This window comes from Psychrobacter sp. bablab_jr014 (assembly GCF_016464015.1).
In the GTDB taxonomy this organism is placed as follows: domain Bacteria; phylum Pseudomonadota; class Gammaproteobacteria; order Pseudomonadales; family Moraxellaceae; genus Psychrobacter.
Map to the genome: position 1 here is coordinate 30,941 of NZ_JACDXT010000019.1, position 13,652 is coordinate 44,592.

The following is a 13,652-nucleotide window of genomic DNA, read 5'->3' on the forward strand; positions in this document are numbered from 1 at the left end:
ATACATCGGAGGCTTTTTCATATCATCTTTGGCTTATAATTGGTTAAGCACGTTTGGCATTAAGGACGGTTGTCGTACTCGCTGCCCATCTTGCCATCGTGGAATACGGCTGATAGCTCGCGCTCACTGTCGCCATCAATGTGACCATCATAAACGTCTTTTGAACCTGCGTCAGGATCATCATAAACTGCCACGTCAAGCTTGCCTTCAGATTTGGCCACGATAGTGGTCACGGCGGCATCACCACCGACGTTCACCGCGGTACGCAACATATCTAGAATACGGTCAACACCCAAGATAAGACCGATACCTTCGACAGGCAAACCTACTTGCGCGAATACCATTGAAAGCATAATCAGACCCACACCTGGTACACCTGCTGTACCAATAGATGCTAGTACCGACATTAAAATTACGATAAGATAATCAACAATACTCAAATCCACGCCATAAATATTGGCGATAAAGATGGTCGCTGTACCTTGCATAATCGCCGTACCATCCATATTGATGGTCGCACCAAAGGGCACAGTAAATGAAGCCACTGAGTTATCAACACCCATACGCTTAGTTACGGTACGTAGAGTGATAGGAATGGTCGCGTTCGAGCTTGAAGTACTGAATGCAAAAATCTGTACTTCGCGCATTTTTGCTAAGAAGGTACGAATCGACAATCCTGAGAACAGCTTGAGAATAATCATCATGGTGACAAAGAAGTGGAAGGCCAGTGAGCCAACCAAGACTGCCATATAGCTTAAGAGTGACAGAATCAACTCAAAGCCCAGCTCTGACATGGCCTTAGCAAGTAGCGCAAAGACACCATAAGGAGCGAGGTTCATGATGATGGTCACCATCTTTAAGATGACTTCGTTAATCAGCTCAAGGCTCTGTACCAAACCTTTTGCGGGCTTACCTACCATCAAGATACTGATACCAAGCAAGATAGCAAAGAAGATGATAGAGAGCATATCGCCATTGACCATGGCGGCGATGGGGTTTGATGGGACGATGTTTGAGAATACTTCGAGTAGCGGCGGCGCTTCTTTGGCTTCAAAAGCAGCTTCTGTTTGAATGTTCATGCCCGAGCCGATACCAAACAGCGAACCCAAACCAATTGCAGTGGCAATCGCTAAGGCAGTGGTCACCATATAAACAAAGAAGGTCTTAGTACCGATACGACCTAAGAGGCGAATATCACCGATACCACACACCCCGCAAATCAGCGAGACCAGTACCAAGGGTACGACCAGCATTTTTAGCGAGTTGACGAAGAGCGTACCGACGATGGCAAAGAAACCATTGGTAATATAGGTATTTACAAAACCGCCTTCACCATTTAAGTTCAGCCAATTTATCGCCAGACCGACAATGATACCGAGTATCATGGCAACGATAATCTTGCCCGTAAGTCCTAAATTTTTCCACATAATCCATATCCTTGGTCTTGCATACTGCTTAGCAACATGCAAAGGATACAGGCCATGTTGACCTTTAGTAGCGGTCAAAACCTCCTTGTCATGGTGCGTCACACTATGTCTATAACTGTCTTTTAGCAATCACTAGCGCCAATTGCCGGCGACACTATAAAAGCATTTGCAGCGTCACTGCAAGATATTTTTACAACCAATTGGTTCGCTTTGGCACATGATGACTGCCTACTTTGTCTTAAATCCTTTTAATTAAGAACCTGTAAAGGAGCTTGCCTATACATTTTGTATGCCTATTATGGTACCCCTTTTAAAAACCATAATAAACAAAAGTTTTTCTATGAATGCATAAAAGTTAAACCAAAAACGCGCCAACATACGGCGCGTCACTTCAAAATATTCTCATTTCTAGAGATGCCGTCTTCAACGTTTAAGTTAAAGACAGGCGCTAAAAAATGACGAACATATACACACTCAACCAAAGTAATCAGTTACGCTTATCCTCATCACGCTCTGACTCATCAGTAGATATGGCATCGGTGTCGTAGTCCTTTAAAGAAGAATGATTGCGACTCATGCGCTCGCTCAGTGTGGATTCGGCATCGCGGTAACGGTGCGCCAGTGCTTCTTCGTCAGGATTTGACTGGTTAAAATTGGTTTGCTGCATCGCTTCAGTAGGTGCGTGCTGCTGCTCTTGCGTTTTCACATCACCATCTGGCTCATAGCCATGATTGGGGTTTTCATCGCCGCTGTGCGTTTCTGTATCAGGCTCCGCTGCCGCGCTGACCAACGCCTGAAAACGGGCTTTACGCTCGGCATAGTCGGTCAGCTGATACACCGCATTGTCAATATTGTGCGGATTTGGACGTTCAAGCGCGTGCTCTAACTGCTCATCGAACACATCGGTCAATAGCGAATCAAAGCGCATGGCATTGTATTCAATCAACACTTCTGCCTCTTCTTCGGTGATAAACGCTTGCTGGCTGGCCGATACCACATGGTCTTCAAAACTTAAACCTGCAAACTCGCCATGATGCTCCGCCTTTTTAAAGCGCTGCCATAACGGCTCAACGCCGAGCAAAGCTTGATACGTGCTCTCCAAGCGACCTGTGATGTCATCAGGGTTAGTATTGTAATAAACCATTTTTTTCAGGTAATCGCGGAATGGATTGTCCACGCCATCCGCCATAAACACATCACCCAGCTGGCGCTTTAGCTCGTCATTAACAGGGCTAAAGATACGACCTGTGGGGAAGGTGACAAAGCGTACTAATTTGGCTGCCATACGATTTGGGAAGTTGGCAAAAAAGGCAAAAAACGCTTCTTGAATGGCGTATAGGCTGTCATCAAGGGCAACACGTGCGTGCAAACGCTCGGCCTCGGACTGGCTGCCATGCTGATAAAACTGCAAGATTGCGGTGATGATAAATAAGTGCGCGTGGATGTCAGCAAGGCGTCCTGATAGCATCTCTTTACGCTTTAAATCACCTGCGAGTAAACCGAGCGCCATATCCGCAGTCAAGGCAAAACCTGCGCTCAAACGGTTGACGTGCTGATAATAGGGGCGGGTAAACTTATTGGCAAAGCGCGGTACTTTATTGCTGCCGCCCAAGTAGCCTGCGACAAATGCTTTTGCACCGCGATTAAAGGTGTAGCCCAAATGCTTAAAGAACAAGGTATCAAAGTCTTTTATTGCACCAGATTTGTCTTCTTGTTGCAGCAGTTGCAATTCATCAAACAAGTACGGATGACAGCGCATCGCCCCTTGACCAAAAATCATCAATGAGCGCGTGAGAATATTCGCGCCCTCAACCGTGATAGAGACAGGAATCGCTTGATAAGCTGTTGCTAAGAAGTTACGCGGCCCCATCTGAATGGCGCGCCCGCCGACCACGTCCATACCGTCATTAATTACGCCGCGCATGGTTTCGGTGGCATAATATTTTGCCATTGCGGTCATCACTGATGGTGTGCCGCCTTGGTTGAGACCGCAAGTGACCAAATGACGAAATGCCTCTAGCATATAGGTTTGGCTTGCCATACGGCTGGTAACGTCTTGCACCCCTTCAAACTTACCGACAGAGATTTTAAATTGCTCACGCACTTTGGCAAACGCGCCGACATTTAAGTATGCCATTTCGCTTGACGCCGTCGATAACGCAGGTAAAGAGATACCACGCCCGACGCCGAGGCATTCCATCAGCATGCGCCAGCCGCGTCCTGCATTGTCTACGCCGCCGATGATGTAATCAAGCGGGATAAACACATCCTTGCCATCGACCGTGCCGTTCATAAAGGGCGAGCCACTGGGATGATGACGCGCGCCTGTGATGACGCCTTCGTGACTGGCAGGAATCAGCGCACAGGTAATGCCGTAATCGCTTTTATTGGCATCACCAAGCAGTCCTTCAGGGTCATAAAGTTTAAACGCCAAGCCCACAACAGTCGCAATCGGCGCTAAGGTAATCCAGCGCTTAGAAAAGGTCATGCGTAAACCGAGCACGTTCTGTCCTTCGTGCTGACCGTAGCACACCACACCCGTATCAGGAATCGCACCTGCGTCCGAGCCAGCTTCAGGGCCTGTCAGACCAAAACACGGAATCTCAGCACCTGAGGCAAGTCCGGGCAACCAGCGCTGTTTTTGCGCGTCTGTACCGTAGTGCATTAAAAGCTCACCAGGACCAAGCGAATTGGGAACCATGCAGCTGACTGCAGCCGTAGGCGAGCGTGAGGCGATTTTACTCATGATGCGGCTTTGCGCGTAGGCACTAAACTCAAGTCCGCCATATTCTTTAGGGATAATCAAACCAAGTAAGCCGCTGTCTTTAATAAACTGCCAAATATGCGGCGGCAAACCTTTATGCGTGTTTTGAATCTCCCACTCATCAAGCATCGAGCATAAGGTTTCAACCTCATTATCAAGAAAGCGCTGCTCGGTCTCGGACAACAGGGGGTACGGATAATCGGCAAAGGTTTTCCAGTTGGGCGCGCCCATGAACAGCTCTTTTTCCCACCAGCTGGTGCCCGCATCCAGCGCCTCACGCTCAGTGTCGCTCATGCTTGGCATCGCGCCTGACAGTGCCTTATATGTCGGTTTGGTAATTAAGGATTGACGAATGGGGTCAATAAGTAAGATTAAGCACAAAAGAATAATTGGCACACCGACAACCAGTGCCCACGGACTGATATAGATGGTCAGCAGCACGGCGATGATTGTGAGCACGCTACCTGTAGTGCGCGACAAGGACAGCAAAAAGATGACCAAGACGACGGCAAGTTGGATGAGGACTGCTAAAAGAAATAAGCCAATCGCCATGATTGTCTCCCTAACAAAGCATGAGTAAAAACCAATAATAAGCGCTAAATAAACCCTAAGTCACGACTTGTTTATAAAACCCTATAGTCATGTAACACAATAAAGTACAAAGAAACCGATGCATCTGACGCTTAATTATGTAGGTAGCTGTAAGGATTATAATATAGTTACTCACATTCTCTGAACAATGTTGTAATAAAGTTATCTTCTACTATGTAAAAAATGGTAATGCGTATCAATATCAATCATGCTACGCTGTGTCTACAATCTGTATCCACGCCTTTATTATTGAGCAGAAGTCTGTTTTCGGTATAAGAAAACACATCATTGCGACCAATGATAATATGATCAATCAGACGCATGTCAATCAGCGCAGCGGCCTCTGCCAAGCGTGCCGTTAGCTCATTATCGGCTTTTGATGGCGCAGCACTCGTGTGCGGATGGTTGTGCGCGATAATAAGCTGCGTGGCACTGTGATTGAGCGCATGGCGCAAAACAGCTTTGATGCACACCGAACAAGACGCAATCCCACCAGTAAACAACACCGTAAAATCGAGCATCTGTAGCCCATTATCGAGTGACAAGAGCGCAAATACTTCACGGCGCTCGCGGCGCAGTTGGGTGCTAAGATACGACTTGACCATCTCGGCATGCGAAAAGTTGGGCTTGGCTTTTAGCTGGCTACCCAAATAGCGCGTGCCCATCTCAAGTGATGCGATGATTTGTGCGTATTTGGCAGGCCCCATGCCGTGACAAGCAAGTACCGTCTCTTTTGGTGCGCCCAAAAGCTCCGCCAAACTACCAAACTCCTCAATCAACGTGCGCGCAAGCTCAATAGCCGACAATGACGCGGTGCCCGTGCGCAAAAATATGGCCAAGATTTCAGCATCCGTTAAATGCGCCGCGCCTAAATTAAGTAGCTTTTCTCGTGGTCTATCATCAATGTGCCAGTCTTTAATTGCCATAACCCAAGCGTCCCCAGCAAAATCATAAAAAGCTCAGTATGGCGATTTTTTATAAATAAGTCGATAAAAGTCATTAAAAAATAGTTGGTCAAGAAAATTTTACCCAACCTAGGCCAGAATTGTTACTATAGTTGTTCTTTTTTACCTACGCTTATGCTTGCGTTTCTCTTTTCTTTTTTGTGACCTTTGTTATGCCAACGACCAATATTTTACTTGCCATCACAGGGGGCATTGCCGCTTATAAGTCGGCTGTGTTTGCCCGTTTATTAATCAAAGCAGGATTTGAGGTGCGCGTGGTGATGACCACAGGCGCGCAGGCATTTATCACGCCGCTGACGTTGCAGGCTTTGACGGGTAATGAGGTACATACCTCTTTGCTGGATGAGCGCGCTGAGGCAGGCATGGGACATATTGAGCTGGCAAAATGGGCAGATTTGGTAGTGATTGCGCCAGCCTCCGCCAATACGCTAGCGCGTCTGTGTATGGGCGCGGCGGATGACTTATTGACCACCGTTTGCTTGGCGACGACTGCGCCTGTCTTGATTGCCCCTGCAATGAATCAGCAGATGTGGGCGCATCCAGCAGTACAGCTGAACGTCACCACGCTGCGTGACCTGAACTATCACATTATCCTGCCTGATAGTGGCGAGCAGGCGTGTGGTGATGTCGGAGCGGGGCGTTTGCCTGAGCCTGAGATGCTATTTGCGCAAGTGCTGCATTTTTGTGCCCAACAAGCTACGCCGCAAGTCTTAGCAGATAAGCGCGTGGTCATTACCGCAGGCCCAACGATTGAAGCGATTGATCCTGTGCGTTATTTGTCCAATCACTCTTCTGGCAAAATGGGCTTTGCGCTTGCGCGGGCGTGCGTGGCGGCAGGTGCTGAAGTGATACTGATTGTGGGCGGCAAAGTGGCGCTTGAGACGCCGATTGGTGCGACGCGTATTGATGTGCGTGATGCTGCTGAGATGTTAGCAACCAGCGCCGCTTGTGTTGAAGGCACGCATCCTGATGTATTATGCTGTGACCACGACCACGACCACGACCACGACCACGACCACGACCACGACCACGACCACGACCATACGCCGCGTCCCGCGGATATTTTTATCGCTACCGCTGCCGTCGCCGACTATCGCACCCGTGATGCTGCCCCGCAAAAGATTAAAAAGACCCAAGACAATATGGTACTTGAGCTGGTCAAAAATCCCGATATCTTAGCGACCATTTCGGCCGATTATCCTGATTTATTTGTGGTCGGCTTTGCTGCGGAAACCCAAGACGTTGAGCATTACGCGCGCGGCAAGCTGGCTGCCAAAAAGCTGGATATGATTGCTTGTAATGATGTCTCACGCAGCGATATTGGTTTTGCCAGTGATGACAATGCGATGCGCGTATTTTTTGCTGAGCGCTATCAAAAAGACGCCGTGACGCTGGAGAAGGCGAGTAAAGACAATATTGCTACACAATTAACCGCGCTTATCGGTGCATTATTGCCCGAATACGCATAGCGATTATTGAGCATTTTACTTAGCATCCAAGGATAAGGCGCTGCTATGAACGAGCACACGGAAGTACAGACGCAGCTGCTGACATTGATTTTTGCGGCGGCAGCATTGTTGCATGGCATCAGTGGACTCGGCTCGACCTTAGTGACCACCACGGCGCTGGCGAGCATGTATCCGTTGTCACACGCCATTGTGCTGGTGCTGTTTCCCTCGATGCTTATGAATCTCATGACGTGGCTGGTGGGCGGACATGGTCTGTGGTATAACGCCGTCTATTACCTGAAGCACTATTGGCTCTTGGCACTGGTCAGCCTTGTTGGTGGCGTAATTGGCGCACAAATGCTGCTATGGATTGACAGTACTTATTTACTATTATTGCTTGCGGCAGTGATTGCCTATTATGTCATCAGCAGTTTGCTCGGTAAGAAAATTCGCTTGCCCAATACCCGCGCATCTTTAATCGGCGCAGGGCTACTTGCAGGCATTATCGGCGGCTCGACCAACGCCATGTCTACCATTTTGATGATGTATCTGTTGTCAATCAGTGATGATAAAAACACCATCGCCAAGGTGGGTAATTTGTGTTACTTCTTTGGCAAAGTTGCGCAGATTATCGTCTTACGTGAGCAAATTGGCGCATTAAGCGCGCCTGATTGGCAGCTGATTGCACTTTTGAGCGCGGTATCGGTAGTGATGCTGTGGCTGGGTATTTATCTGCGCCGCTACCTCTCACAAGCACGCTTTCGCCAACTGATTTTATTGATTATCAGTATTTTGGGTGTGCGTGTGGCTTGGCAAGGAGTGACCGCGCTACTGGTATAATCACATTTGTAGCGCGGCAGACTGCGGCGCAAAAAACAACGCCTGCGCCAAGCGAAACGTATTACAATGCGCTTCGACCACATCGTCAATATTTTCAGAATAGCCACCACCCATGACCACTGCGACAGGGATGCCTGCGTCTTTGGCTTGGCTTAATACAAAGCGGTCGCGCTCGTAACAGCCCGCCCTCGTCAGCGCCAATTTACCGAGCTTATCCGTTGCCAAGACATCGACTGCCGATTGATAAAATATCATATCGGGTGCGACCTCTTTAATTAAGCGCGGCAAGGTGTCTTTTAAAATACCAAGATAAGCGGCATCGTCTGTGTCGTTGGGCAGCTCGATGTCTAAATCAGACGGCGGCTTACGAAACGGATAATTCTTTGCGCCATGCATGCTAAACACAAAGACGCGTGGCTCATCCGCCATGATGCTTGCGTTACCATTGCCTTGATGCACGTCCAAATCAACGATTAAAATCTTCTCTGCTTCCCCGCGAGACAGCAGCAGGTTGCTGGCGATGCACACATCATTAAATACACAAAAGCCCTCACCGTGGTCGGCAAACGAATGATGCGTACCGCCTGCGACATTCATGGCGATGCCGTATTCTTTGGCATAGAGCGCGCATTGATAGGTGGCGTGCGCAATATGGCGTCCGCGCTCGACCAGTCTTGGCGTCATCTCAAAGCCAATCGGACGCGCTTCTTTTGCGGTTAGGGTTTGGGTCTTTAGCTTGCGCCAGTAGTCAGCGGTGTGTGTGGTTAAGATTTCATCTTCAGTTAAGGCACGTGGCGCAAAAAAATTCGCAGTCGTTATAGTCCCCTCTGCGAGCAAGCGCTCAGGTATCATGGTGTATTTTTGCATAGGAAAGCGGTGCTTTTCGGGCACTTGATAGCGAAAAATCTCAGAATAAGCAATCTTTAGCATACATCACTCTTTTTGGGGTAAATAAAGGCGTAACGGTTGTTGCTATCGCTGTTGCGACTATTGCACCGAGTCGGTAGGTAAAAAAAACGTGCGCGCATCGGCTTCTTGCTGGAGCTCTTGTAATAGTGTCTCGATATCGCTGGCAGGCGCGCTGGTATTTAATAAGTCATTAAACACCTCATAGGCGACTGTCGTCATTGCCACCACACTTTGTAGCAGATGGTCGATAATCTGAGGGCTGATGCCCATCACTTCGACATCCAGCGCATTTTTGTAGCGTATTTCGCCGTCGTTCACATCCATTTCTAAATTGCCCACAATCATGTCATAGTTGATTTGCGTGAGCAGCAGCAGTGCCGCGCTTTTGTGACTGTCAGGAATGGTAAACGGCAAAATCCCATACACCGCCAGTAAGCCGTTACGCTCCTGAATGCGAAACAGGTAACCACATTCAATGCCTTTATGACGCATGCGCAAAGACAAATGCGTGGTCTGCTGTGAGTCGTCTGCCTTTGCGCCATATTCGCTGTATTGCCATTCTTGTTTATCAAAATAACGCTTTAGCTCATCGGCGATGGGGGTATTGTGTTTGTCTGTGCTGGCTGCTGTTGTGGTAGTCGGCTCAGAGATCGGAGTCATGGGTTCTGAGGTATCCGCCTTGCTGTTCTCTATAGCACGCGCGGTGGGACGCTGCTCTGGTACAGGCGCAGGTTCAGGTTCAAAAAACTGTTTGATTCTTTGCCAAAGAGATATTTTATTATTTTGACTCATAAGTAGGCTTATCTTTATTCGTAAATATAGGGCGTGTTGAACATTCGCAAATAGGCACTGCTGATTGCTAAAATTGTTCCAGACAAGGCACAAAGCGACGATAATGCAGATGCCTTAGCGAGATTTGTAACGCAGTATGGGGCAATTTTAGCATCAGCCCCAATGATAAAAGCAGGGGACAGGACTCTTTTTTGCCGCTTCATCGTTAAAAATAAGCGCTTAGAATGACTAAACTTATTATTTTTAACCTCGAATCGCCTAAAAAATAGTCGCTGTCAGTGCCATGGTCGAATGGTCAACACGCCCTAGTGAGCAGCTTGCGCAAAGCGCAAATCATAAATCCCTATCAATGCAAGAACAAGGGCTATACTGTAGCATCTCATATAAGTGGTAACTAAGCCAGTCATAGCACCCTAGCATCCGACAGTCAGGCGCTTGGAGGCGATAAAATCATGGCTAGGTACTCGCGCAAACATCCGCATTAGCGGTCATTACTCAGTTGTCAATGTCGCAGGATTTTGCGGCGCTTTTTTGAATCAGATGTGTGGGCAAAGGGACAATTTGTTATACTGTACGGTTTGAAACGAGTAACCCTCAAACAACGTGACTTAACTGACTTAAGTCATAGATCAGCAACAACGGATACGCCAAATGACGATGACAGCGCCTGCCGATGCGGTATTGGTTTTGGATAATTGGACCGTACAGCGGGGAGAAATCGCGCTGTGCGAGGGTGTCCATGCGTCGCTGCGTGCAGGCAGTATCTGTCATTTGATTGGCGCCAATGGCACGGGAAAAACCACGCTATTGATGCAGCTGGCAGGGTTACTGCCTGTCCTAACAGGCACGACAATGTATTTGGGTGAAGAAAGTCTGCCCATTCAACCTGTCTATGTATCGCATCAGCTGGGCATTCATCCCAATCTGACCGTGGCACAAAATCTACGGTTTTTACTCAACCTTTATGGTATCAACCCAAGCGGTGACGAAATTGACGCGGCATTATCTTGGGTAGGGCTGGCAGGTTTTGAAAGTATCAGTTCAAGCCATCTGTCCGCAGGGCAGACGCGGCGCATTACGCTTGCACGCTTGTATTTATTGACGCCTGAGGTGACACCGCTTTGGCTACTCGATGAGCCGTTTACCGCGCTCGACGTGGCTATGGTGGCGCGTATGGAAGACAAGTTGCAAGACTTTGTGCAGGCAGGCGGGGCGATAGTAATGACCAGTCATCAAACCGTCTCGGTTGCCAATCAGACGCTAGATTTGTCTACTTATATGGTATAGAGATGAGGAGTCCAAGATGAGTAGCGCAACCTTGGCAGCGCGCGCCCAAACGATTGGTTTTGGGCAGATGTGGCGGCGCGAGTGGCAGCTCAAGCAGCAAGGGGCGGTGCAGTGGCTGTATCCGCTCGTGTTGTTTTTGGTGATTATCACCTTGTTTCCATTGGCCCTTGGTAGCGAGCCGCAGATGCTGCAACGCCTTGGCGTGTCGGCGGTGTGGATTGCCGCGCTGATATCATTGGTGATGGGCGTGGATGGCTTGTTTAAGCCTGCCTTAGATAATGGCACACTGGCACAGTTGGTGGTCGCACGGGCGTCGATTCCGCTATGGGTGCTGATTCGTCTGAGTATTCATTGGCTATTTAGTAGTGGTTTTGTGGCGCTGCTGAGCTTGCTCGCCGTGCCGATGTTTGGTATCAGTTGGGGCGAAGCAGGCGTATTAATGGCGTCTATCGTGGTTGGCAGTCCCATGCTGCTCATGCTCTCCGCCATCGCCAGCAGTCTCACTTTGTCTTTAAAAAATGGCGCGGTGCTGGTGCCCCTTATCGCGCTGCCGATGCAGCTGCCAGTCTTAATCTTTGCTACAGGGGCGGTCGATTTGTTCGCCACAGGACTCAATGGCTTACCCATTTTTGCGCTACTACTGGCAGGCAGCATTATGTCGGTGCTGATTATGCCGTGGGCGATTGCGGTGACACTCAAGATGGCATGGCTCAACTAAGGCGTGTCTTTTATGCCAACACGACGCGCAAGCGTGCCAACGAATATGTTGAAAACGGGCAATTTTGCTATAATATGCCTGACAGATGCCCATCGCCTCGGCCGCTTTGATGCGATGACGGGTTCTTATTACCATGCTGTGCAATAGGTCAATACCATGCCCAACTTAAAAAACGTTTCATCCCCAAATCTCTGGCAACGTCTGTGGCAGGGATTTTTGATTACTGTGGGTACCAAGCAGTTTTTTCATATCTTTGCGCCGTGGGTCAAGTGGCTGTCGCTGCTGGCGGGTTTGTGCTTATTGATAGGCAGCGTTTGGGGCTTGGCGTTTGCGCCGCCTGATTATTTGCAAGGCAACAGCTACCGTATTATCTTTATTCACGTGCCAGCCGCGAGCCTTGCTATCTCGATTTATTTTGCCCTTGCCGTACTTGGGGTTATTTACTTAGTTTGGAAAATTAAAACCGCCAATTTGGTCGCGCAAGCATTGGCACCGATTGGTTTTTTACTTTGCGTGATTAGCCTACTAACAGGCTCGATTTGGGCAAAGCCAACGTGGGGCACGTACTGGGTATGGGACGCGCGCCTGACCTCGATGCTGATTTTAGCATTTTTGTACGCAGGCGTGATGGCATTGTTTGCGGCTTTTGAGCATACCTCCAATCGTGGCAAGGCCGCAGCGATACTTTCTATTGTCGGCGCGGTCAATTTGCCGATTATCAAATACTCGGTCGAGTGGTGGAACACCTTGCATCAAGGCGCAACCTTTACCTTAACCGAAGCACCCAAAATGTCAGCGGACATGTGGATGCCGCTGCTGCTCATGATGATTGGCAGTTATCTTTTGGTGGCAGCGCTTGCCATTTACCGCACCAACACTTTGATATTGTCGCGTGACCAAGCCAAAGCATGGGTCAAAGAATACGTGCGCGCACAGCACAAATAATTGCGAGGAATGCACCATGCAGCCTTATTTTTATAGCTTGTCTGAATTTTTTGCCATGGGCAAACACGGCGTGTTTGTTTGGTCGTGCTGGGGCATTACCATCGGTGCGGTGCTGCTGCTGATTCTCTACAGTCGCAAGCAGCGCCAGACACTACTTAAAGAGCTTGCCATTCAGCAAGCACGCCAAGCACAGCGCGCCTCGAATAAGTCTATCTAAGTTTTTGCACTTGTTCTTTTGCTATAAAGTTTAGAAAAATCAACAGCTTGAAAAGCGAGCGTGATTGCTGCTATTATCGTGCAGCACACGTAAGGATGCGCGCATGGTACGATGAATAAGCGTGCTGTAAGCCTAAGCTGCCTAACTCGGTAAATAAGGCACTCCCACCCAAGGACGGTTTGGCAAGATGGGCATATTCTGCCTGTCCTCTACTCATCAATGAGGTCATTTAATGAACGCTGTTCGACGCAAAAAACTGATGTGGGTCTTATTTACGCTGGCAGGTGCTGCCGTTGCTGTAGTGCTGGTGCTGTATGCTATTGGTCAACAGACGGATTATTACTTCGATGCCACCGCCATCGCGCAAGGTGAAGCGCCTCAAGATAAGCGCATCCGCGCAGGCGGCATGGTGGTTGCAGGCAGTGTCAAGCGCTCTGAGGCAGACCCACTCAATGTCGAATTTGCCATTACTGATTTTAAATCGACCGTTCCAGTGACTTATAAGGGTATCTTACCTGATTTATTTGCTGAAAATTCAGGCGTGGTCGCGACAGGTAAAATGCAGGGCGAAACCTTTGTCGCAGGTGAAGTGCTTGCTAAGCATGATGAAAACTATATGCCGCCTGAGGTCGCCAAATCCCTCAAAGAAAACAACCGCCAAGGTATGCCCAGCTCTGAGCAGTACAACCCTGCCGAAAAGGTGCATCAAACGGAAACGCTGGTACAGTGAACGAATAACTGATTGTAAA

Annotated in this window: 12 protein-coding genes; 7 read left to right on the forward strand and 5 right to left on the reverse strand. The window is 48.8% G+C overall.

Annotation, left to right across the window (positions count from 1 at the left end):
* Nucleotides 1-59 precede the first annotated feature (59 nt).
* The 3 genes from JIE71_RS04810 to radC form a co-directional block, all read right to left on the reverse strand.
* Nucleotides 60-1,427: a dicarboxylate/amino acid:cation symporter gene (locus tag JIE71_RS04810; protein ID WP_199507601.1), complete on the reverse strand. Its 1,368-nt coding sequence runs from the start codon at nucleotides 1,425-1,427 to the stop codon at nucleotides 60-62.
* 487 nt (nucleotides 1,428-1,914) lie between these two features.
* On the reverse strand, nucleotides 1,915-4,743 hold the full coding sequence (locus JIE71_RS04815) for an acyl-CoA dehydrogenase (RefSeq protein WP_199507602.1): 2,829 nt from the start codon (nucleotides 4,741-4,743) through the stop codon (nucleotides 1,915-1,917).
* A gap of 245 nt (nucleotides 4,744-4,988) precedes the next feature.
* Nucleotides 4,989-5,708, reverse strand: coding sequence for a RadC family protein (radC, locus tag JIE71_RS04820; RefSeq protein WP_199507603.1), 720 nt, complete (start codon nucleotides 5,706-5,708; stop codon nucleotides 4,989-4,991).
* A gap of 191 nt (nucleotides 5,709-5,899) precedes the next feature.
* Here radC and coaBC point away from each other — a divergent pair, with 191 nt between their 5' ends.
* Nucleotides 5,900-7,216, forward strand: a complete 1,317-nt coding sequence (coaBC, locus tag JIE71_RS04825) for a bifunctional phosphopantothenoylcysteine decarboxylase/phosphopantothenate--cysteine ligase CoaBC (protein ID WP_199507604.1) — start codon at nucleotides 5,900-5,902, stop codon at nucleotides 7,214-7,216.
* Between the two features lie 45 nt (nucleotides 7,217-7,261).
* Nucleotides 7,262-8,035, forward strand: coding sequence for a sulfite exporter TauE/SafE family protein (locus JIE71_RS04830; RefSeq protein WP_199507605.1), 774 nt, complete (start codon nucleotides 7,262-7,264; stop codon nucleotides 8,033-8,035).
* On the opposite strand, the gene JIE71_RS04835 is transcribed toward JIE71_RS04830, so the two are convergent.
* Complete coding sequence (locus JIE71_RS04835; RefSeq protein WP_199507606.1) at nucleotides 8,036-8,965, reverse strand: histone deacetylase; 930 nt, start codon at nucleotides 8,963-8,965, stop codon at nucleotides 8,036-8,038. It abuts the gene before it with no gap.
* 57 nt (nucleotides 8,966-9,022) lie between these two features.
* Nucleotides 9,023-9,736, reverse strand: coding sequence for a YbjN domain-containing protein (locus JIE71_RS04840; protein ID WP_199507607.1), 714 nt, complete (start codon nucleotides 9,734-9,736; stop codon nucleotides 9,023-9,025).
* Between the two features lie 657 nt (nucleotides 9,737-10,393).
* Between JIE71_RS04840 and ccmA the strand changes: the two genes are divergently transcribed.
* The 5 genes from ccmA (at nucleotide 10,394) to ccmE (ending at nucleotide 13,633) form a co-directional block, all read left to right on the forward strand.
* Nucleotides 10,394-11,023 (forward strand): heme ABC exporter ATP-binding protein CcmA, encoded by a 630-nt coding sequence (ccmA, locus tag JIE71_RS04845; protein WP_199507831.1) that lies wholly within the window; start codon nucleotides 10,394-10,396, stop codon nucleotides 11,021-11,023.
* A 16-nt stretch (nucleotides 11,024-11,039) separates the two neighbouring features.
* Nucleotides 11,040-11,741, forward strand: a complete 702-nt coding sequence (locus JIE71_RS04850) for a heme exporter protein CcmB (RefSeq protein WP_199507608.1) — start codon at nucleotides 11,040-11,042, stop codon at nucleotides 11,739-11,741.
* Between the two features lie 156 nt (nucleotides 11,742-11,897).
* A complete protein-coding gene (locus JIE71_RS04855) occupies nucleotides 11,898-12,686 on the forward strand; it encodes a heme ABC transporter permease (protein ID WP_199507609.1) in 789 nt (262 codons plus the stop codon).
* A 16-nt stretch (nucleotides 12,687-12,702) separates the two neighbouring features.
* The gene (gene ccmD, locus JIE71_RS04860; RefSeq protein WP_199507610.1) at nucleotides 12,703-12,903 is read left to right on the forward strand and encodes a heme exporter protein CcmD; all 201 of its coding nucleotides are present in this window, start codon (nucleotides 12,703-12,705) and stop codon (nucleotides 12,901-12,903) included.
* 232 nt (nucleotides 12,904-13,135) lie between these two features.
* Complete coding sequence (gene ccmE, locus JIE71_RS04865) at nucleotides 13,136-13,633, forward strand: cytochrome c maturation protein CcmE (RefSeq protein ID WP_199507611.1); 498 nt, start codon at nucleotides 13,136-13,138, stop codon at nucleotides 13,631-13,633.
* Nucleotides 13,634-13,652: the final 19 nt, after the last annotated feature.